Raw genomic sequence first — 19,167 nt, forward strand, 5'->3', positions numbered from 1 at the left:
GCCGGTCGGACGCCCGAGGCGATGATGCAGAACCCTTTCGGAAACCAGAACACGCCCCGTCGCGGCCGGCACATCGTCGGCGCGACCGTTCTCGTGCTGGCCGGGGGCGCGGCTTTGCTGGCCTGGGGCTGGCGGGGGGATGAGGGCGGGGCCTTGTCCCCGGAGAGGTCCGCCGAGACGGGTGCCGCGAGTGAACCCGCGCGGAAGTCCGAGGCGGACGCGCGCCAGAGCACGGCGACGACAGCCGGGGCAGGGGAAGCCACAGAGGCCGCCCCAACCGCCCCGGTCACCACCGCCGGCGAGGAAAGTGAGATGGGCAACCTGGGCGGAACGCCCGTGCAGGAGGCCGCCGACATCACCCCGCGCGCCGGGCTGGATCCGCGCCCGCAGGTGCCCTCGGGCCAGGCGCTGACGCTGCTTGACGTGCTGCTGGAACCCCATGGCGACGAGCGCTGGCTGATCCTGCGCTACGTCGCCCCCGCTATCGCCCGCGACAACCGGAGTGTCGATTTCGCCATAGCCGAACCCGACATGGACCAGCTGTGCGGGACCGCCGGATTCGAGGCGATCGAAAACGCGGGCCTGGATGAGCAGGGGGGCGTGAATCAGATCCTCGTCAGCCTGCTGGACCGGCCGCTGAAACGCGGGGCGCCGGACCCCTCGGTCACACAGTTCAACAACGCATATCGGCCCGTGGACGGCCGCTGCATCTGGGAGGCATTCTAACGATGTCACAACATCTTGCGTCCATCGAGCCGCGCGCCCACGCGTTTGATGCAACCGCGACACAGGGCTCACGGGGGCGTGCATTTCCGTGTATTTCGGGCCCTTTCTCGGCTACTCTCCGCGTGGATTGCGACAAAGCGGTCTTTAATCAAAACCCGGCTCCGGGCGCCGATGAATTGACGGCGGTCGGCACCGGATCAACCAGGAGAGCAGGATGTTCCGGACTATCAAGATTGCCAGCATGCTGGGCCTCGCGGCCTTCGCAGCGGCGTGCACCACCGCCCGTCAGGACGAAGTCGTCTTCGTCGAGCCCGAGCCCGTCGCGGCCGAGCCTGTCTACACCGGCAAGTACAAGTAATTCCCCTCGGGGGCGGCGCCTGTCCGCCCCCCTGGACCCTTCCCGGATCGCCTTGATCCTCGCCCGCCACGCGGGACGGGGCACCACCAGCCCGGCCTTCGCCCGGGTGCGGGGGGTGCGGGCATGATCAAGCATCGCGGCTTTCCCGGGCGCCTTCCCGGCACCGATTTCCAATTCGTCATCCGCCGCCCCAACAAGGCGGGCGCGACGCCGCTGATCCGGCGCGAGCGTTATGCCGACCGCCGGCCCGCCGACCGCCGGGCGGACGCCTATTTCATGGCCTGCCTGTGGGATCACTTCGGCGATGAGCCGTTCGAGCGCGGGAACCTTGACGCCGGACGGCTGAGCTGGCTGTTCGGCCGCGAGGTGGTGCCCGCGACCGACCCCTTCGATCCGACCGATTACGAGGCGCTGTTGCGCATCGACGAGGCCCGCGCCCGCGCCGCCTTCCCCGACGCCTTCGGCGAGGGCGCCGTCGCCATGTACGACCCCGACGAGGATTGAGCATGAACTTGCCGGCCCGATCCGTCTTTGAGCAGCTTTCGGCCCAGATTTCCCCGGTCGACGATTGGGGATTTTGCCGCTGCGAACATTACGGCACGGTAATCTCCGAGGGCGCTGATGCCCCGGCATCGGCAGTCTTCTTTGTTCAAAACCGTTACCCTTCCCCTTCTCTGAGGTCCGCGCCGACGCGGTGCGGACCTCGTCTTTTTCCTGCAAATGGCAACGTGTCGACCCTTCCGGGCGAAGGCGCCGGAACCACTGCGGCAATGAGAGAGTTGGGAAAGTGTATCGGGTCCGGAGTCGCGTCGCGCTCCGCTCAATCGAAAAGTAAAAAAGCTTCAGGAGCTACACAATGTTTACCAAGAACCTCGTCCTCTCCGGTCTTCTCCTCGCTGGCCTGTCGGCCTGTGACACGATCAACAACGACCTGGAGCGGGGCGTCGTCGGCGCCGCAGCCGGTGCCGCAATCGCTGACGCGACCGGCAACGACGGCACCAAGGGCGCGATCATCGGCGGCGCAGCAGGCGTGTTCTGCGACGACGCTGGCATCTGCCGCCGCTAATCCCGGTGCGCTGACCGCCCGGACCGGCATCTCCCTTGGGGGGCGCCCGGCGCCGGATCACGGTTCTGCATCTGTCAAAAGGCCCCGTTCCCGCCATTGTGCGGGGGCGGGGTTTTTTCGTTCGCGCCACCCGCGCACGTCCCCGCCCGAAGATCTGCCAAGGCGCCCGGCCCAGCACGGCCGATCCCACGCCCGGCCCCAAGCCTGGCCCCAAGGGACCCTGACCCCAGGCCCAGCCCACGCAGCCAAGACCACGCGAACCACGAAGGAAGCCCAATGTTCGACAAGATCCTGATCGCCAACCGCGGAGAAATCGCCTGCCGGGTCATCAAGACCGCGCGGCGCATGGGCATCAAGACGGTGGCGATCTACTCGGACGCGGACCGCAACGCGCTGCATGTGCGGATGGCCGACGAGGCGGTGCACATCGGCCCGGCGCCCGCCAATCAGTCCTACATCGTCATCGACAAGGTGATGGACGCGATCCGCCAGACCGGGGCGCAGGCGGTGCATCCGGGCTATGGCTTCCTGTCCGAGAATGCCAGGTTCGCCGAGGCGCTCGAGGCCGAGGGCGTCGCTTTCATCGGCCCCCCCAAGGGCGCGATCGAGGCGATGGGCGACAAGATCACCTCGAAGAAGATCGCGCAGGAGGCGGGGGTGTCCACGGTCCCCGGCCACATGGGTCTGATCGCTGACGCCGAAGAGGCCGTGCGCATCGCGTCCCAGATCGGCTATCCGGTGATGATCAAGGCCAGCGCCGGCGGCGGCGGCAAGGGCATGCGCATCGCCTGGAACGACGATGAGGCCCGCGAGGGGTTCCAATCCTCGAAAAACGAGGCCGCAAACAGCTTTGGCGACGACCGCATCTTCATCGAGAAATTCGTCACCCAGCCGCGCCACATCGAAATTCAGGTTCTGTCCGACGCCCACGGCAACGCGCTGTATCTGGGCGAGCGCGAATGCTCGATCCAGCGCCGCAACCAGAAGGTCATTGAAGAGGCCCCCAGCCCCTTTCTGGACGAAGAAACCCGCCGCGCGATGGGCGAGCAGGCCGTCGCCTTGGCTCAGGCCGTGGGCTACACCAGCGCGGGCACGGTGGAATTCATCGTCGATGGCGACCGCAACTTCTATTTCCTCGAGATGAATACCCGCCTTCAGGTCGAACACCCTGTGACCGAGCTGATCACCGGCATCGATCTGGTCGAACAGATGATCCGTGTGGCCGATGGTCAGGCGCTGACGCTGAAGCAATCCGACATCAAGCTGAACGGCTGGGCGATGGAAAGCCGGCTTTACGCCGAGGATCCCTATCGCAACTTCCTGCCCTCGATCGGGCGTATGACCCGCTATCGCCCGCCAGAGGAAGTCGTCCGCGACACCCTTGTCGTGCGCAACGACACCGGCGTCTTCGAGGGTGGCGAAATCTCGATGTATTACGACCCGATGATCGCCAAGCTCTGCACCTGGGCCCCCTCGCGCCTTGAGGCGATCGAGGCGATGCGCGTGGCGCTCGACAGTTTCGAGGTCGAGGGGATCGGCAACAACCTTCCCTTCCTCAGCGCCGTGATGGATCACCCGCGCTTCGTGTCGGGCAACATCACCACCGCCTTCATCGAAGAGGAATACCCCGAAGGCTTCGAGGGCGCGACCCTGCCCGAAGACGAGCTGCGCCGCATCGCCGCCGCCACGGCGGCCATGAACCGGGTGGCCGAGATCCGGCGCACCCGCGTCTCGGGCCGGATGGACAACCACGAACGCCATGTGGGCCGCGACTGGGTCGTCACCCTTCAGGGTCAGGAATACGCCGTGGAGATCGAGGCCGACCGCGAGGGCGCCACCATCCGGTTCGACGATGGCGAAAGCCTGCGCGTGACCTCGGACTGGCAGCCCGGTCAGCCGCTGGCGATGCTGCAGGTCGGCGAGGCGCCCTTGGTGCTGAAGGTCGGCAAGATCTCGGGCGGGTTCCGGGTGCGGTCCCGCGGGGCGGACCTGAAGGTCCATGTCCGCACGCCCCGTCAGGCGGAACTGGCGCGTCTGATGCCCGAGAAGCAGGCGCCCGACACCTCCAAGCTGCTGCTCTGCCCGATGCCGGGTCTGGTGGTGAAGATCGACGTCGAGGAGGGTCAGGAGGTGCAGGAGGGTCAGGCCCTTTGCACCATCGAGGCGATGAAGATGGAAAATATCCTGCGCGCCGAGCGCAAGGGCACCGTGTCCAAGATCAACGCCGAGGCTGGCGACAGCCTGGCCGTGGACGAAATCATCATGGAGTTCGATTGATCCGATGACAGGCCGCGCGACCCAACGTGACACGGCAGGGGCCCCGAAGGGCGGGGCGCCCGGGGCCTATTGTGCCAGGTTGCGACGGTCGCGCACTTCCTGCTGGCGCACGGGGGATTTGTCGATCACCCGCGTCAGCTCGCGCACATCCCATGGAAAGGGTTTGCGCAGCTTGACGTTGCCGTCCTTGCCGATCAGCACCAGCATGAAGCCCCGCGGCCGCAGCTTCTGGCGCAGGGGGCTTTTCGCCTCGGGGTTGGTGTCGACGATGACGACCACGTCGCGCTCGGCCAGCTCGTCCTTGCGGTCGGCCAGAAGCTGTAGCTGCTGCTGCAACGAGGGGTCTGCCGGGGTCTCGGCAAAGATCACCACGGGACGCGCGATCCAGAGAAAGTCGTCCAGATTCAATTCAACTGCGTCGAATTCCAGGCTGCGGTCCCCCTCCCACATCTCGGCGGGAGTAAGGGGTGGTTCTTCCTTGCCGCTGTCTTCGGCGGCCGTGACGCCCATGGCCGCAAAGCCGAAAAGCGCAGCGAATACAACGCGAAGCGTCTGGTTCATTCTGTCTCCTTTTCAGCTTCATATAATGCACAATGCGCCGATTTCGACCTCGGGCGGAAGGGGGCATCTGACTTGTCCTTCAGGCGCCCCTCGGGACCCTGCGCGCGCGGCCTCGGTTAAGATCCGCCAAAGGAGGCTTTCCTAATGTCCGTGTCCGCAGGAAGGTCGGACGGCAGGCGTCCGCCCCGCAGTATCGAGGCAGAGCGCAATGGACGTGATCTTGCATGTCGGTGCCCATCGCACCGCGACCACCACCTTTCAACGGGCCATCGCCCGGCACGGACCGGCGCTTGGGGCGCAGGGGACGGAATTCTGGGGACCCGGGCGCACGCGCTCTGGCCTCTTCGCCGGCCTGATCCGGCGCAAGGAGGATGTGACCGACGAGATCCGGCGCCAGGGCGCGCGATCCGCGGGCCGCATCGCGATCGAGATGCAGCGCCTGGCCCATCGCGGCATCCGGCGCCTGCTGGTCAGCGAGGAGAACATGGCCGGCGCGATGCCGCACATGCTGTCCCGCGCCAGCCTCTACCCGGACGCGGAATTCCGGCTGACCCGCTTTGCAGAGGTGTTCGGCACCTCGCCCACGATCCTGCTGTCGGTGCGCGACTATCGCGGCTGGTGGCCCTCGGTTCTGGCCCACGCTGTGGCGCAAGGGCGCCCGGCGCCCGGTCCCGATCTGGTGGAACGGCTGGTGCGACAGCCCCGGCGGTGGCGGCACCTGGTGCAGGACGTGGCCCGTGCCTTTCCGGGTGCGGTGATCGACGTGACGAGTTTCGAGGGCTATGGCCACAGGCCCGGCGCGCGACTGGCGCTGCTGGGGTCCCGAACCTGGCCACCGGGGCTGGGGGAGAGGCCCGGCCAACACAACCGCTCGGGCGACCTGGCGGCACTGCGCACGGCCCTGGCTCGTGCCGGGCACGCCTCCGACAGTCTTGTGCAGAAGGCCCCGAGCGCAGGCACCCTCTGGCAGCCCTTCACCCCCGCCCAACTGGACGGTCTGGGCGCCAGCTACCTGGAGGATCTGCGGTGGCTGCGCAATGGCGCCGACGGGTTGGCAAGATTTCACGAAGCACCGGCCACGGACCGGCGCGGCCCCTTGCGGGCGGCGGCCGGGTCCCGGGCCGGGCAGACAGGAGAACACCGCGATGACGGAACGAAAGAAGGCCTGGCGCAAGCTGGCCGAGGATGAACTGCGCGGTCGCTCGCCCGAGGACCTGACCTGGAAGACGCTGGAGGGCATCGATGTCGCCCCCGTCTACTTCCCCGAGGATATCGAGGGGCTGGATCACCTGGGCGGGGTCCCGGGTGCCGCCCCCTTCACCCGTGGCGTGAAGGGCACGATGTACGCGGGCCGGCCCTGGACCATCCGCCAGTATGCCGGCTTCTCGACGGCGGAGGAATCGAACCGCTTCTACCGCCAGGCCCTCGACGCGGGCCAGCAGGGCGTCTCGGTCGCCTTCGACCTGGCCACCCATCGCGGGTATGACAGTGACCACCCCCGCGTGGTGGGCGATGTGGGCAAGGCCGGCGTGGCCATCGACTCGGTCGAGGACATGAAGATCCTGTTCGACGGCATCCCGCTGGACAAGGTCTCGGTCTCGATGACGATGAACGGCGCGGTGATCCCGGTGCTAGCCGCCTTCATCGTCACCGGTGAGGAGCAGGGCGTCGACCGCGCGCAACTGTCGGGCACGATCCAGAACGACATCCTCAAGGAGTTCATGGTCCGCAACACCTATGTCTACCCGCCCGAACCCTCGATGCGGATCGTTGCCGATATCATCGAGTACACGGCCAACGAGATGCCGCGCTTCAACTCGATCTCGATCTCGGGCTACCACATGCAGGAGGCCGGCGCGAACCTGGTGCAGGAGCTGGCCTTCACCCTGGCCGACGGGCGCGAATACGTGCGCACCGCCATCGCACGCGGCATGGATGTGGACCGCTTCGCCGGGCGGCTGTCGTTCTTCTTCGCCATCGGCATGAACTTTTTCATGGAGGCCGCCAAGCTGCGCGCCGCGCGCCTGCTCTGGCACCGCATCATGGCCGAGTTCGAACCCAAGAACCCCAAATCCTCGATGTTGCGGACCCATTGCCAGACCTCGGGCGTGTCGCTGCAGGAACAGGATCCCTACAACAACGTCGTGCGCACGGCGTTCGAGGCGATGAGCGCGGTGCTGGGCGGCACCCAGTCGCTGCACACGAACTCTTTCGACGAAGCCATTGCACTGCCTACGGAATTTTCGTCCCGCATCGCCCGCAACACCCAGCTGATCCTGCAAGAGGAAACGGGTGTGACCAACGTCGTCGACCCGCTTGCCGGCAGCTACTACGTCGAGAAGCTGACCGCCGACCTGGCCGAGCAGGCCTGGGCCCTGATCGAGGAGGTCGAAGAGCTGGGCGGCATGACCCGCGCCGTGGAATCGGGCATGCCGAAACTGCGGATCGAGGAGAGCGCCGCACGTCGGCAGGCCGCCATCGACCGGGGCGACGAGGTGATCGTGGGGGTGAACAAGTACCGCCGTTCCAAGGAAGACCCGATCGACATCCTCGACATCGACAACGACAAGGTCCGCGAGGCCCAAGTGGCCCGGCTGGAGCGTATCCGCGCCAGCCGCGACGAGGCCGCCTGCACGGCGGCCCTGGACGAGCTGACCCGCCGCACCTCCGAGGGCGGCAACCTTCTGGAAGCGGCCGTCGAGGCCGCCCGCGCGCGCGCCACCGTGGGAGAGATCAGCATGGCGATGGAAAAGACATTCGGCCGCCACCGCGCCGAGGTGAAGACTCTGGCCGGGGTCTACGGCGCGGCCTACGAGGGTGACGAGGGTTTCGCCGCCATCCAGCAAAGCGTCGAGGAGTTTGCCCGCGACGAGGGGCGCCGCCCGCGGATGCTGGTGGTCAAGATGGGGCAGGACGGCCACGACCGGGGCGCCAAGGTGATCGCCACCGCCTTCGCCGACATCGGCTTCGACGTGGATGTGGGCCCCCTGTTCCAGACCCCGGAAGAGGCCGCGCAGGACGCCATCGACAACGATGTCCATGTGATCGGCATCTCGTCCCAGGCGGCGGGTCACAAGACCCTGGCACCCAAGCTGGTGCAGGCCCTGCGCGACCAGGGCGCGGGGGAAATCCTGGTCATCTGTGGCGGGGTCATCCCCCAGCAGGATTACCAGTATCTTTACGACCACGGGGTGCAGGCCATCTTCGGGCCCGGCACCAACATCCCCGAGGCGGCCCAAAAGATCCTCAAGCTGGTCCGCGAGGCGCGCGCCGAATAGGGGCGGCCGCCGGCCTGTCCCACCGGGGACGGGCGCGGCCAGCAGGCGAGAGGGGTGGCGCGCCGGCACTGGCGCGCGCCGTCCCGCCGTGGCAGAACCGCTGCATGAGCCAGGCCATACCGATCCACGTCATCAACCTTGCCCGCCGTCCCGACCGGATGGAGCGTCTTGCCGCCCACCTGCAAGAGCGCGGCCTTGAATGGCAGCGCCAGGATGCGGTCGACGCGGCCTCGGCCCCGCCCGAGGCGCTTGATGAAGTGATCGCCGCCAGCGGCCCGCTGGGCGCGCTTGGCAATGGCGACCGGGCGTGCACCGCCTCGCATTTCGCGGCTTGGCAAAGCTTTCTCGACGGGCCGGCCGGCCACGCGATGTTCATGGAGGATGACGTGTTCCTGGCCGAGGACACCGCCGGGCTTCTGGCCGATACCGGATGGATCCCCGAGGGGGCGGATGTGATCAAGCTGGAGAAATTCGGCGACGGGTCCTCGCGCCTGCTGCTGGGCGGGCCGGTGGCGGACCTGCCGGGCGGGCGCGCGCTTTACCGGCTGATGTCGCGCCATGTCGGCGGCGGGGCCTATATCCTGTCGCGGCGGGGCGCGGAGGCGGCGTTAGGGATGCGCGGCCGGACACGGGTGCCGATCGACCACATGCTGTTCAATGCAAACCTGTCGGTCTTTGCCCGGCGCCACGCGGCGTTGCTGGTGGTGCCGGCCATGGCGACACAGCGCAACTGGGCCTACAACTCGGACATCGCGGCCCTCGGCAAGGCGGCGCGGCCCAAGGGCTGGGCCCTGCGCTGGCGCAAGCTGCGCCGCGGCTGGTTCGAGGTGAACCGCCTGCCGCGACAGCTTTACTGGCTGGCGGCGGGGCGGGGGAAACTGGTGGATTACCGTTTCGCCGAAACACCGCCCGAGGGCGGGAAGGGCTAGCGCGGCGCGCGTGCGGCCTGTGTGCAGCGGAAGGGGCGGCCCGGCTGTTGCCGCGCCGCCCCCTGTGCTCAGCCGAGGTGGTCGGCCTTGCCTTCCGCAATGTCTTCCAGCGCGGGCTGTTTTTCCGGGGCGCCGTGTGCCTGGGCCTCGTTCCGGCTGCCGGCCAGCATCAGCACGCCGTAACCCATGACCGCCGAGGCGAGGGAGCCCGCAAGCACGCCCAGCCGCACGTCATTCATCATCGCGCCGTCGCTGAAGCTGAGCCCGCCGATGAAGAGCGACATGGTAAAGCCGATCCCCGCAAGGCAGGCGATGCCGTAGATCTGCCACCAGTTGGCGCCATGGGGCAGGCGCCCCTTGCCCATGCGCACAAGCGCCCAGGTGACGCCCATCACACCGATCTGCTTGCCCACGAAAAGGCCCGCGGCCACGCCCAGCGGCACCGGCGCTAACAGGTCGGCCAGCGACAGGCCGGTCAGCACCACGCCCGCGTTGGCAAAGGCGAAGAGCGGGATGATGAGATAGAGCACGTAAGGCGTCAGCCCGTTCTCAAGCGAGTGGAGGGGGGACTTGCCCCAACGGTCCTTGAGCGGCAGACAGAAGGCGGTGATCACGCCCGCCAGGGTCGCGTGGACTCCCGACTTCAGGATCAGCACCCAAAGCACCGTGCCCAGGATCAGGGTCGGGGCGATCCGGTGGGCGCCGCGACGGTTCAAAAGCACCATCAGTCCCAGCGGCACCACGGCCATGATGAGATAGTCGATCTTCATCTCGCTGGTGTAGAAAAGTGCGATGATAAGGATCGCGCCCAGGTCGTCCAGAATCGCCAGCGTCAGCAGGAAAATCTTTAGCGAGGTGGGGGCGCGGCTGCCGACGAGGGCAAGGATGCCCAGGGCGAAGGCGATGTCGGTCGCCGCTGGGATGGCCCAGCCGCGGATGGTCTCGGGATTGCCCATGTTGATGCCGGCATAGATCAGCGCGGGCACGATCATGCCGCCCACCGCCGCCGCGCCGGGCAACAGCACGTCCGAAGGGCGCGAGAGCTTGCCCTCCAGAAGCTCGCGCTTCAGCTCAAGACCCACCAGCAGGAAGAAGACCGCCATCAGGCCGTCGTTGATCCAGAGGATCAGCGGCTTGGTCAGGCCTTCGTCATTGAGGGTGATGGACAGGTCGGCTTCCAGGAAGTCCTGGTAGAGGGGGGCCAGCGACGAGTTGGCGATCATCATCGCGAGGGCGGCGGCCAGCATCAGAAAGATGCCGCCAGCCGCGTCGCTGTCGAAGAATTTGTCGATTTTCCGGCGCAAGGACATCGGCGGCGGACTCCTGTTCGCGTATACGTTGTGTTGAAGATGGGTCTCGGGCGCCGGAAGGCAATGCGCAAGCCGGCCGCGCGCCCGATTTGCCGCAGTCAGCGACCCCGGGGCCGCAGATGCGGTGGCGGGCCCCCGAAGGGGCCGCGCCGGGCGGGGTCAGCCCGCCTGATCCATGAAGTTGCGGGTCAGAAACTCGGGCATGTGATCGCCCATGCCGACAACGCCCTTGCGGTCGCCATTGTCACGTCCCCGATTGCCGTCGCGGTTGCGGACCTGGTTCTGGTCACGCTCGGCGCGCGGGGCGGAGCGGGCTTCGGAACGCGGCTCGGACCGGGGTGCGCTCCGGCTTTCGGCGCGGGCGTCGGTGGATGCCTCCTCGGCGGCCTTCTCGACCTTCTCGGCCTTGGGGGCCTCGCTGACCTCGGCGGCGTCGGCCTTCTCGTCGGACTTGGCGGCCTGCACGGCCTCGGCGCCTTCGACGGCGTCCGAACGGCGGCTGCGGCGGCGGCGCTTGGGCTTCTCGCCGGCGTTGTCCTCGGCCACGGCGACGGGGGCCTCGGCCTCTTCGGAACGGGTCTCGGCCTCGGGCTTGGCGTCGGGCTTGGCGTCGGCCTTAGTGTCGGACTTGCCCCGGCGACGGCTGCGCTTGCGATCGGTCGTGGGCTTTTCATCACCGCTCTCGGCGGCCGGGCCAGCGTCGGAGGCGGGGGCGCCACCGCCTAGCGGGCTGTCGAGGCGCGGGATCGTCATCTTCACCAGGCTTTCGACCGCTGCCAGCAGCTTGTCGTCATGGGGCGTGGCGATGGTGTAGGCCTTGCCCTTGCGCCCGGCGCGGCCGGTGCGGCCGATGCGGTGGACGTAATCCTCGGCATGGCTGGGCACGTCGAAGTTGAAGACATGGCTGACCATCGGAATATCGAGGCCGCGCGCGGCCACATCCGAGGCGACGAGAAAGCGGATCTTGCCCTCGCGGAAGCCGGTCAGCGTCCGGGTGCGGTGCGACTGATCCAGGTCGCCATGAATCGGCTCGGCGTCATAGCCGTGCTTTTTCAGCGACTTGGCGACCACATCCACGTCCGTCTTGCGGTTGCAGAAGATGATCGCGTTGCTGCAACCCTCGCCCTCGCTGTCGATGATGGAGCGCAGGATCGCACGCTTGTCCTTGGCGGTCATGTCGCGCCGCTTGGGCGTGTGCATGATCAGCGCCTGTTCGATCGTCTCCGAGGTCGTGGCGGCGCGGGCCACCTCGATCTTGGCGGGGTTCGACAGGAAGGTGTTGGTGATCCGCTCGATCTCGGGCGCCATCGTGGCGCTGAAGAACAGGGTCTGGCGGGTGAAGGGGGTCAGGCCGAAGATGCGTTCGATATCGGGGATGAACCCCATGTCGAGCATCCGGTCCGCTTCGTCCACCACCATGATCTGCACGCCGGTCAGCAGCAGCTTGCCGCGCTCGAAATGGTCCAGCAGGCGGCCGGGGGTGGCGATCAGAACGTCGACGCCCTTGTCGATCAGCTGGTCCTGTTCCTTGAACGAGACGCCGCCGATCAGCAGCGCCTTGGTCAGCTTGGTGTTCTTTGCATAAATGTCGAAGTTGGCGGCGACCTGTGCGGCCAGCTCGCGCGTCGGCGCCAGCACGAGGCTGCGCGGCATCCGGGCACGGGCGCGCCCGCGGCGCAGCATCGAGATCATCGGCAGGGTGAAGGATGCCGTCTTTCCCGTACCTGTCTGGGCGATGCCCAGCACGTCGCGCCCTTCGAGGGCGGGGGGAATGGCACCAGCCTGGATCGGCGTGGGGGTTTCATAGCCGGCTTCTTCGACGGCTTTCAGGACCTTGGGGTCCAGCTTCAGATCAGAGAATTTTGTCATTCGCGTCCATATGGGCGGCATCGGGCCGCCGGGTTATGGGACGCCAAGTTCAACGCGCCCCGCGTCGTCCTGCAAGATGCAGGTCAGGGAGCACCTAGCGCAAATCCCCGCATGGGTCAACGCGACAAGCACCTGACGGGGCGACAGGGCCCCTGTGCGGGGCTTTGACGGGCATGTGCGCCCCTTTTCGGCGAGTGCGCGGACCCGCAAGGCACAGGTGCCAGGGCGGCTGGCCCGGGATTGCCGCCGCGCCGCCGCGCCCTAGCTGGTGCGCAACCGGGGCCAGAAGCCCCGCCGGGCCGCGCGCCGACTGCGCGGCCCAGACCAGACAGGAGTTCTGTGACATGAAGAAATACGGATCGGCTAAGTGGAGCGGCGGCCTCAAGGATGGCAAGGGCCAGGTCTCGACCGAAAGCGGTGCGCTGAAGGATCAGCCCTACGGGTTCAACACCCGGTTCGAGGGCGCGCCCGGCACCAACCCCGAGGAACTGATCGGCGCGGCCCACGCGGGCTGTTTCTCGATGGCGCTGTCGAACATCCTTGGCGAGGACGGCCTGACCGCCGACGAGATCAGCACCCGCGCCACCGTGACCCTCGAACAGAAGGATGGCGGTTTTGCCATCACCGCGGTGCACCTCGATCTTGAGGCCAGCATCCCCGGCGCCGACGAGGCCCGGTTCAAGAAGGCGGCCGAGACGGCAAAGGAAAACTGCCCCGTTTCCAAGCTGCTGAACGCGCGGATCACGATGGACGCCAAGCTGAAGGGCTGATCCATTTGACGACAACGCCCGGCAACTGGCCCCTTGGCCTGTTGCCGGGCGCATGCCCCCGGGGTTCAGGATCCGCCCAGGTTCATCACCGCCAGGATCAGGCCGCCGAGGCTGACCAGATAGCCCAGAAGTGCGGCCAGCCCGTCGCGTGCCACCAGCGCCATTCCCAGAAGCATCAGGTTGAACCCAAAGACCATCGGCAGCAGCGGCACGAAGCCAAGGGCGATGACGATGGCCGACGACAGCAACGACACCACCGCGATGACCTTTTCCTGTGCGAGAAAGCGCATGCGGGGGGACAGGATGCGGCCCAGCCGGCGGCCCCAGGGGCGGGCCGTGCGGCCCGATTTGCGCAGGGTTTCGGCATCAATCCGGAAATTGGCCAGCCATTTCGGGATCCAGGGGCTGCGCCGGCCCAGGATCAGCTGACCCATCAGCAGCAGCAGCGCCAGCCCGACCACCGCCGGGATGCCCGGGATGGCGCCCGTCGGCAGCACCAGGAACGCCGAGAGCGCCAGCAGAAGCGGGCCGAAACCCCGCTCTCCAAGGGCTTCGACGATCTCGCCGAAGCGGACCTTCTCGCCCTCGGCGGCCTCGATCAGTTTTTCGATCACGTCGCTCAGCGCCCCGCCGTCGGACATGGTTCATCTTCCTTGTGTGAACACTTGTCCTGCAACGATAGGGCTGCCGGATGCGGCGGCAAGCGCCGCGCATCCGGCTTTTCACAGATGGATCAGACCATCAGTTCCTTGGTGGCCGACAGCGTCAGCTCGGGGTAGTCGCGCACCACCCGGTCGATGTCCCATTGCAGGCGGGTCAGGAAGACCACCGCGCCATCGTTGTCATGGGCGATATGGCCCTTGTTGACGTTGATGAAGCGGTCCATTTCCTTGTCCGGCCCCGTGACCCAGCGGGCCGAGGTGAACTGCGACGGCTCGAACCGGACGGGCAGGCCGTATTCCAGCTCGATCCGGCTGGCCAGAACCTCGAATTGCAACGCACCGACGACGCCGACGATGAAGCCCGAGCCGATGGCCGGCTTGAAGACCTTGGCGGCCCCTTCCTCGGCGAATTGCATCAGCGCCTTTTCAAGGTGCTTGGCCTTCATCGGATCGCCCGCGCGCACGGTCTGCAAAAGTTCGGGCGCAAAGGACGGGATGCCGGTGAAGCGCAGGGTCTCGCCCTCGGTCAGCGCGTCGCCGATGCGAAGCTGACCGTGGTTGGGAATGCCGATAATGTCGCCGGCCCAGGCCTCTTCGGCCAGTTCGCGGTCGGATGCCAGGAACAGCACCGGGTTCGACACCGCCATGGGTTTCTTGGACCGCACATGGGTCAGCTTCATGCCGCGCTTGAAATGGCCCGAGCACATGCGCACGAAGGCCACCCGGTCGCGGTGCTTGGGGTCCATGTTGGCCTGTACCTTGAAGACAAAGCCCGTGACCTTGGGCTCCTCGGGGGCGATCTTGCGCGGCTCGGCGTTCTGGATCTGGGGTTCGGGGCCGAAGCCTGCGATGCCTTCCATCAGCTCCTTGACACCAAAGCTGTTGATGGCCGAGCCGAACCAGATCGGGGTCAGCGTGCCGTCTCGCAGGGCCTGCGGGTCCATCGGTGGCAGCAGCTCGCGCGCCATCTCCAGCTCTTCGCGGAACTTCTCCAGCAGGTTGGCGGGGACGTGCTGTTCCAGCTTGGGATCGTCCAGCCCCGAGATCTCGATCGAGGCCGCGACCTTGTTGCGATCGGCCCGGTCCATCAGTTCCAGCCGGTCGCGCAGCAGATCATAGCATCCGATGAATTCGCGTCCCATGCCGATGGGCCAAGAGGCGGGGGTGACGTCGATGGCCAGATTTTCCTGAATCTCGTCGATGATCTCGAAGACGTCGCGGCTTTCGCGGTCCATCTTGTTGCAGAAGGTCAGGATCGGCAGGTCGCGCAGGCGGCAGACCTCGAACAGTTTCTGGGTCTGGCTTTCGACGCCCTTGGCGCCGTCGATCACCATCACCGCCGCATCCACCGCCGTAAGGGTGCGATAGGTATCCTCGGAAAAGTCCGAGTGGCCGGGTGTGTCCACCAGATTGTAGCGGTAGCCCGAATAGTCGAACGACATGGCCGAGGCCGAGACCGAGATGCCCCGGTCCTTTTCCATCTGCATGAAGTCCGAGCGTGTGCGCCGGGCCTCGCCCTTGGCGCGGACCTGACCGGCCATCTGGATGGCGCCACCATACAGCAGGAATTTTTCGGTCAGCGTCGTCTTGCCCGCATCGGGATGCGAGATGATCGCGAAGGTGCGGCGGCGCGCAATCTCTTCGGGCAGGTCGGGGCGGTTTGTGGGGCGATCCAGCATGGGCGCGATATAGCGAGGCGCCGGGGCAAGGGCAATCTGTCTTGAACGTCTGCGGGCACGGGCCGCGCGGGCGCATTCTCAGATGGAGTGGTGGGAAGGGCGGCCCGCGATGGGCGCCTGTTTACTGCACCAGGCTGTTGTCGCCGTGGATCGAGTCGAAGACGTTCGAGACCAGCGCGTCGGGGCAGCCACCGAAGCTCAGGTTACTGTTGAAGTCGGCGTTGCCGCCGGTTTCGATGACGATGCCATCGGTCACCACTGCGTTGGAATTGATGACGAAATCCTTTTTCGAGGCGATCTGCACCCCGCGCAGCACGTCGTTGGAATTCAGCTCTACCCTGTCCTTGGAGACGATGTAGCTGTCATAGGCGCCTTCGCTGCAATAGCTGCTGGAGCCGATGTCGACGTTCGAGTTGATGTCGACCAGGCCCCCGGCGGCCAACACGACCTTGGACATGGTGGTGTTGGAGTTGACGGTGATCTTGCCGCTGGTGACGATAGCGATCTCTTCCAGGGCGGTGCCGTCGTTGATGACGACGTTGCCGCTGACGACGTAGATCGTGCCACGGGTCGGGTAGGCCGGCAGGTTGGGCACATGCACGGGGCCGTTGGTGATCCAGGAGGGCAGGTGGTCGGTGCCGTTGCGCACCCCGTTGTAGACAGAGTCGATCTCGTCCACCAACTTGAGTTCCTTGGACTTTTCGACCCGGGCAAGCTCGATCCCGGGGTTCTTGTTGCCCGTCCGGAAGGTCGAGCCGACGCCGTTCGAAATCTCGGTCCCGGCCTCGAAGACATTGTTGTTGTTGATGTGGACACCACCCTCGCCATGCAGGCAGAACCCGTCGGAGACGGAGCTGTTGCTGTTGCCCTTGAGAAGGGACTTGGCGAAGATCCGTCCACCCAGACAGCGGGGACGGATCGCGGCGATGGCTGCGGCGCTCACGTCGAAACTGTCGACACCGGCCAGGCGCATCAGGAAGGATTTGACCTGGGTGGCGTCGCTGCCGCTGCGGGTCAGCACGACCTTGACCGCGTTGGTGGGGTGACCGTTGGGCACGAAGGTGCGCGTGCTGTTCAGCCAGCGCCCGGTGGTGACGTTGGTCTCTGCAACGTTGACGGTCTTCTTGGGGTCGTTTTTCTTGGCGTAGGAAATGGCGCTCTGCACGGCCGCCGTGGCGTTGGGCAGGTCCTGAAGCGCCGCCAGGGCGGCCGCGTCAGTGGCGTTCTGCAAGTCGGCCTTGACCAGGTGGCCGAAGGAATAGTCGGTCGCGACACCACCGATCAGGATGAAGACCGCGGCCATGAACAGCCCCCAGGCCGAGCCTGCGCCGCCTGCTTCGTCGCGAAGGAACGGGGCGCGGGTCCGCCGGGTCTGGCGTGCGGCGGGCGAACGAAGTTCGGGGGAGATGTTCATCATCGGATTACAGCTCGTCGCGCTGGACGGCCTCCACTGTCAGGTCGGTGAACCCCAGCCGGGAATAAAGGCCCGCGGCCTCGAGGGCGGCGACCTTGATGTCGATCTTGAGCTTCACCTCGGACCCGGGGCGGGCCACGGTCGCGGTGAAATCATTGGTGCTATAGCCTTGGTCAACGATGTATTGCGTGACCTCGGCGTCGGTCATGGCGCCCACCGAAAGCTGGCGCGTGACGTAGCTGGTCAGCCGCATCAGCGATGTGTGCTTGGCAAACAGGATCGAGGTGTCCAGCACCAGCACGATGATGGCCAGAAAGACGGGCATCCACAGGCAGAACTCGATCGTTAGCGATCCGCTTTCGTCGCGGCGCCAGCGGCGCATGTGACGCGTCAGGCCCGAAAGCCGCCCTTCGGCGCGCCTGGCGCGCCCATATGCCGAGGTATTGTCCATCCCATGCTTTTGCTGACTCAAAACGGCGAAGTTGCGGCGTGATCGTGTTGGTCAGGTGGTGAAATCCGGCATTAATGCGGCCTGAAGGCAGGATTGTGGCCATCGCGCGGGGCGGTGGGGGCCTTGGGGCCCGGACGGCGGGGGCTGCCCCTGCGGCGGCGCGCTCAGCCCTCGGCCAGGCGGTCGGCCTTCTTGCGCGCCAACATGCTGCGCAGGTCGTGCATGGCCAGCAGCAGGCTGTCGGTCACGGCTTCCAGGTCCTCGTCCGAGGCGCGGGACTGGGCCCAGTGGGTGGTCAGGTTCAGATGATCGATGGTGCGGAAGATGTCGTCGATGTCCCGGCGGGCCAGCAATTGTGCCCGCTCGGCCATCCAGTCGCGGATGACTTCCATCTCCTCGGCCGAAAGCCGGTGGTCTCCGTGGGGCTTCACCTCGCCGTTCTTCATGTTGACGACGGCGATCTGGTTCATGTCGATGCGCCGCTGACGGTTCTGGGCGTCGACGCGGAAGACGAAGGCGCCGTTCTCACGCACGCGGAAATAGAACTCGGGCAGGGTTACCGACATGGAACCTCTCAACTCAGGCCAGAACAGAACCGGCGGATGCGTGCGCAAGCCTCGGTCAGCGTGTCATCCGAGGTAGCGTAGCTGACGCGAAAGCACGGCGAAAGACCGAAGGCCGCGCCGAAGACGACGGCGACGCCGGTCTCTTCCAGCAGGGCGCGGGCAAAGGCCTCGTCATCCGCGATCAGGGTGCCGGCCGCGCTGCGCCGGCCGATCAACCCGGCGATGGAGGGATAGACATAGAACGCGCCCTGGGGCACCGGGCAGTCGATGCCCGGAATGGCATCCAGGGCCGAGACGACAAGGTCGCGCCGGCGCACGAAGATGGCGCGGTTCTCCTCCAGGAAATCCTGTTTGCCGTTCAGCGCCTCGACCGCGGCCCATTGGGAGATGGTGCTGGGGTTGGTGGTGGACTGGGACTGGATCTTGCGCATGGCGGCGATCAGGTCGACCGGCCCGCCGGCATAGCCGATGCGCCACCCGGTCATCGCGTAGGTCTTGGAAACACCGTTCAGCGTCAGCGTGCGGTCCATCAGTGCCGGCTCCACCTGGGCGGGGGTGGCAAAGCGGAACCCGTCGTAGGTGAGATGCTCGTAAATGTCGTCGCTGAGCACGTGCACATGGGGGTGGCGCAGAAGCACCTGGGTCAGTGCCCGGATCTCGTCATGGGTATAGGCCGCGCCCGTGGGGTTCGAGGGAGAGTTGAAGATGAACCACTTGGTGGCCGGCGTGATCGCGGCCTCCAGCGCCTCGGCGCTCAGCTTGAAACCGTCGGCCATTGTGGTGGGTACGATCACCGCCTCGCCGCCGCACAGGCGCACGATGTCGGGGTAGCTGACCCAAAAGGGGGCGGGGATCACCACCTCGTCGCCGGGGTTCAGGGTGGCCAGCAGCGCGTTGAAAAGCACCTGCTTGCCGCCCGTCCCGACGCTGATCTGCTCGGGGGTGTACACAAGGTCGTTGTCGCGCCGGAACTTGGCGCAGACGGCCTCCTTCAGCTCGGGCATGCCGTCGGGGGCGGTGTATTTCGTGCGCCCCTCGTCGATCGCGCGCACGGCTGCCTGGCGGATATGTTCGGGCGTGTCGAAGTCGGGTTCGCCCGCGCCAAGGCCGATGACATCCCGGCCGGCGGCCTTCAGCTGCTGGGCCAGCGTCGTCACCGCCACGGTGGGCGAGGGTTTGACGCGGGCAAGCCGGTCGGAAAGGAAAGCCATGCGCAAACTCGGGTTTGAATGTGATGGAGCCTTGTCATAG

General features: G+C 66.5%; 18 protein-coding genes. 9 read left to right on the forward strand and 9 right to left on the reverse strand.

What is annotated here, in order from left to right; translation table 11 throughout:
- Positions 1–21 precede the first annotated feature (21 nt).
- The 5 genes from CLV77_RS05075 to CLV77_RS05090 all read left to right on the forward strand — a co-directional run bounded on the left by CLV77_RS05075 (position 22) and on the right by CLV77_RS05090 (position 4,427).
- Entirely contained in the window at positions 22–726 is a 705-nt protein-coding gene (locus tag CLV77_RS05075; RefSeq protein ID WP_083707670.1) for a DUF6497 family protein, read from the forward strand.
- Positions 727–940: 214 nt separating this feature from the next.
- Positions 941–1,084 carry a hypothetical protein gene (locus CLV77_RS16510; RefSeq protein ID WP_170043949.1) on the forward strand — a complete coding sequence of 48 codons (144 nt, stop codon included), beginning with the start codon at positions 941–943 and terminating at the stop codon, positions 1,082–1,084.
- A gap of 123 nt (positions 1,085–1,207) precedes the next feature.
- Positions 1,208–1,588, forward strand: a complete 381-nt coding sequence (locus tag CLV77_RS05080; protein ID WP_076978979.1) for a hypothetical protein — start codon at positions 1,208–1,210, stop codon at positions 1,586–1,588.
- Positions 1,589–1,940: 352 nt separating this feature from the next.
- Positions 1,941–2,150, forward strand: coding sequence for a hypothetical protein (locus CLV77_RS05085; protein WP_076978978.1), 210 nt, complete (start codon positions 1,941–1,943; stop codon positions 2,148–2,150).
- A gap of 276 nt (positions 2,151–2,426) precedes the next feature.
- On the forward strand, positions 2,427–4,427 hold the full coding sequence (locus tag CLV77_RS05090) for an acetyl-CoA carboxylase biotin carboxylase subunit (RefSeq protein WP_076978977.1): 2,001 nt from the start codon (positions 2,427–2,429) through the stop codon (positions 4,425–4,427).
- A gap of 66 nt (positions 4,428–4,493) precedes the next feature.
- Here the strand turns inward: CLV77_RS05090 and CLV77_RS05095 are convergent, their stop codons facing one another.
- Positions 4,494–4,988, reverse strand: coding sequence for a DUF4174 domain-containing protein (locus CLV77_RS05095; RefSeq protein ID WP_076978976.1), 495 nt, complete (start codon positions 4,986–4,988; stop codon positions 4,494–4,496).
- Positions 4,989–5,196: 208 nt separating this feature from the next.
- On the opposite strand from CLV77_RS05095, the gene CLV77_RS05100 reads away from it, so the two are divergent.
- The 3 genes from CLV77_RS05100 to CLV77_RS05110 all read left to right on the forward strand — a co-directional run bounded on the left by CLV77_RS05100 (position 5,197) and on the right by CLV77_RS05110 (position 9,195).
- Complete coding sequence (locus CLV77_RS05100) at positions 5,197–6,177, forward strand: hypothetical protein (protein WP_076978975.1); 981 nt, start codon at positions 5,197–5,199, stop codon at positions 6,175–6,177.
- A complete protein-coding gene (scpA, locus tag CLV77_RS05105; RefSeq protein WP_076978974.1) occupies positions 6,134–8,266 on the forward strand; it encodes a methylmalonyl-CoA mutase in 2,133 nt (710 codons plus the stop codon). Before CLV77_RS05100 ends, scpA begins: the two co-directional genes overlap by 44 nt.
- Positions 8,267–8,370: 104 nt before the next feature.
- The gene (locus tag CLV77_RS05110; protein WP_076978973.1) at positions 8,371–9,195 is read left to right on the forward strand and encodes a glycosyltransferase family 25 protein; all 825 of its coding nucleotides are present in this window, start codon (positions 8,371–8,373) and stop codon (positions 9,193–9,195) included.
- Between the two features lie 68 nt (positions 9,196–9,263).
- Here the strand turns inward: CLV77_RS05110 and nhaA are convergent, their stop codons facing one another.
- Both nhaA and CLV77_RS05120 read right to left on the reverse strand, forming a co-directional pair.
- Positions 9,264–10,505: a Na+/H+ antiporter NhaA gene (gene nhaA, locus CLV77_RS05115; RefSeq protein ID WP_076978972.1), complete on the reverse strand. Its 1,242-nt coding sequence runs from the start codon at positions 10,503–10,505 to the stop codon at positions 9,264–9,266.
- 159 nt (positions 10,506–10,664) lie between these two features.
- Positions 10,665–12,374, reverse strand: a complete 1,710-nt coding sequence (locus CLV77_RS05120; protein WP_076978971.1) for a DEAD/DEAH box helicase — start codon at positions 12,372–12,374, stop codon at positions 10,665–10,667.
- Between the two features lie 344 nt (positions 12,375–12,718).
- Between CLV77_RS05120 and CLV77_RS05125 the strand changes: the two genes are divergently transcribed.
- Positions 12,719–13,144, forward strand: coding sequence for an OsmC family protein (locus CLV77_RS05125; RefSeq protein ID WP_076978970.1), 426 nt, complete (start codon positions 12,719–12,721; stop codon positions 13,142–13,144).
- Positions 13,145–13,209: 65 nt separating this feature from the next.
- Here the strand turns inward: CLV77_RS05125 and CLV77_RS05130 are convergent, their stop codons facing one another.
- The 6 genes from CLV77_RS05130 to CLV77_RS05155 all read right to left on the reverse strand — a co-directional run bounded on the left by CLV77_RS05130 (position 13,210) and on the right by CLV77_RS05155 (position 19,127).
- A complete protein-coding gene (locus tag CLV77_RS05130; protein ID WP_076978969.1) occupies positions 13,210–13,785 on the reverse strand; it encodes an exopolysaccharide biosynthesis protein in 576 nt (191 codons plus the stop codon).
- 92 nt (positions 13,786–13,877) lie between these two features.
- On the reverse strand, positions 13,878–15,485 hold the full coding sequence (locus CLV77_RS05135) for a peptide chain release factor 3 (protein ID WP_076978968.1): 1,608 nt from the start codon (positions 15,483–15,485) through the stop codon (positions 13,878–13,880).
- A gap of 121 nt (positions 15,486–15,606) precedes the next feature.
- Complete coding sequence (locus CLV77_RS05140; RefSeq protein ID WP_170043950.1) at positions 15,607–16,899, reverse strand: TadG family pilus assembly protein; 1,293 nt, start codon at positions 16,897–16,899, stop codon at positions 15,607–15,609.
- 7 nt (positions 16,900–16,906) lie between these two features.
- Positions 16,907–17,350, reverse strand: a complete 444-nt coding sequence (locus CLV77_RS05145) for a TadE/TadG family type IV pilus assembly protein (RefSeq protein ID WP_076978966.1) — start codon at positions 17,348–17,350, stop codon at positions 16,907–16,909.
- A gap of 164 nt (positions 17,351–17,514) precedes the next feature.
- Positions 17,515–17,916 carry a hypothetical protein gene (locus tag CLV77_RS05150; protein ID WP_076978965.1) on the reverse strand — a complete coding sequence of 134 codons (402 nt, stop codon included), beginning with the start codon at positions 17,914–17,916 and terminating at the stop codon, positions 17,515–17,517.
- Between the two features lie 8 nt (positions 17,917–17,924).
- Positions 17,925–19,127: a pyridoxal phosphate-dependent aminotransferase gene (locus tag CLV77_RS05155; protein ID WP_076978964.1), complete on the reverse strand. Its 1,203-nt coding sequence runs from the start codon at positions 19,125–19,127 to the stop codon at positions 17,925–17,927.
- Positions 19,128–19,167: the final 40 nt, after the last annotated feature.

Source organism: Brevirhabdus pacifica (genome assembly GCF_002797755.1).
In the GTDB taxonomy this organism is placed as follows: Bacteria; Pseudomonadota; Alphaproteobacteria; order Rhodobacterales; family Rhodobacteraceae; genus Brevirhabdus; species Brevirhabdus pacifica.

Coding starts and splice junctions, on each gene's coding strand:
- CLV77_RS05075 (WP_083707670.1), top strand. CDS start 22: ATGATGCAGAACCCTTTCGGAAACCAGAACACGCCCCGTCGCGGCCGG.
- CLV77_RS16510 (WP_170043949.1), top strand. CDS start 941: ATGTTCCGGACTATCAAGATTGCCAGCATGCTGGGCCTCGCGGCCTTC.
- CLV77_RS05080 (WP_076978979.1), top strand. CDS start 1,208: ATGATCAAGCATCGCGGCTTTCCCGGGCGCCTTCCCGGCACCGATTTC.
- CLV77_RS05085 (WP_076978978.1), top strand. CDS start 1,941: ATGTTTACCAAGAACCTCGTCCTCTCCGGTCTTCTCCTCGCTGGCCTG.
- CLV77_RS05090 (WP_076978977.1), top strand. CDS start 2,427: ATGTTCGACAAGATCCTGATCGCCAACCGCGGAGAAATCGCCTGCCGG.
- CLV77_RS05095 (WP_076978976.1), bottom strand. CDS start 4,988: ATGAACCAGACGCTTCGCGTTGTATTCGCTGCGCTTTTCGGCTTTGCG.
- CLV77_RS05100 (WP_076978975.1), top strand. CDS start 5,197: ATGGACGTGATCTTGCATGTCGGTGCCCATCGCACCGCGACCACCACC.
- scpA (WP_076978974.1), top strand. CDS start 6,134: ATGACGGAACGAAAGAAGGCCTGGCGCAAGCTGGCCGAGGATGAACTG.
- CLV77_RS05110 (WP_076978973.1), top strand. CDS start 8,371: ATGAGCCAGGCCATACCGATCCACGTCATCAACCTTGCCCGCCGTCCC.
- nhaA (WP_076978972.1), bottom strand. CDS start 10,505: ATGTCCTTGCGCCGGAAAATCGACAAATTCTTCGACAGCGACGCGGCT.
- CLV77_RS05120 (WP_076978971.1), bottom strand. CDS start 12,374: ATGACAAAATTCTCTGATCTGAAGCTGGACCCCAAGGTCCTGAAAGCC.
- CLV77_RS05125 (WP_076978970.1), top strand. CDS start 12,719: ATGAAGAAATACGGATCGGCTAAGTGGAGCGGCGGCCTCAAGGATGGC.
- CLV77_RS05130 (WP_076978969.1), bottom strand. CDS start 13,785: ATGTCCGACGGCGGGGCGCTGAGCGACGTGATCGAAAAACTGATCGAG.
- CLV77_RS05135 (WP_076978968.1), bottom strand. CDS start 15,485: ATGCTGGATCGCCCCACAAACCGCCCCGACCTGCCCGAAGAGATTGCG.
- CLV77_RS05140 (WP_170043950.1), bottom strand. CDS start 16,899: ATGAACATCTCCCCCGAACTTCGTTCGCCCGCCGCACGCCAGACCCGG.
- CLV77_RS05145 (WP_076978966.1), bottom strand. CDS start 17,350: ATGGACAATACCTCGGCATATGGGCGCGCCAGGCGCGCCGAAGGGCGG.
- CLV77_RS05150 (WP_076978965.1), bottom strand. CDS start 17,916: ATGTCGGTAACCCTGCCCGAGTTCTATTTCCGCGTGCGTGAGAACGGC.
- CLV77_RS05155 (WP_076978964.1), bottom strand. CDS start 19,127: ATGGCTTTCCTTTCCGACCGGCTTGCCCGCGTCAAACCCTCGCCCACC.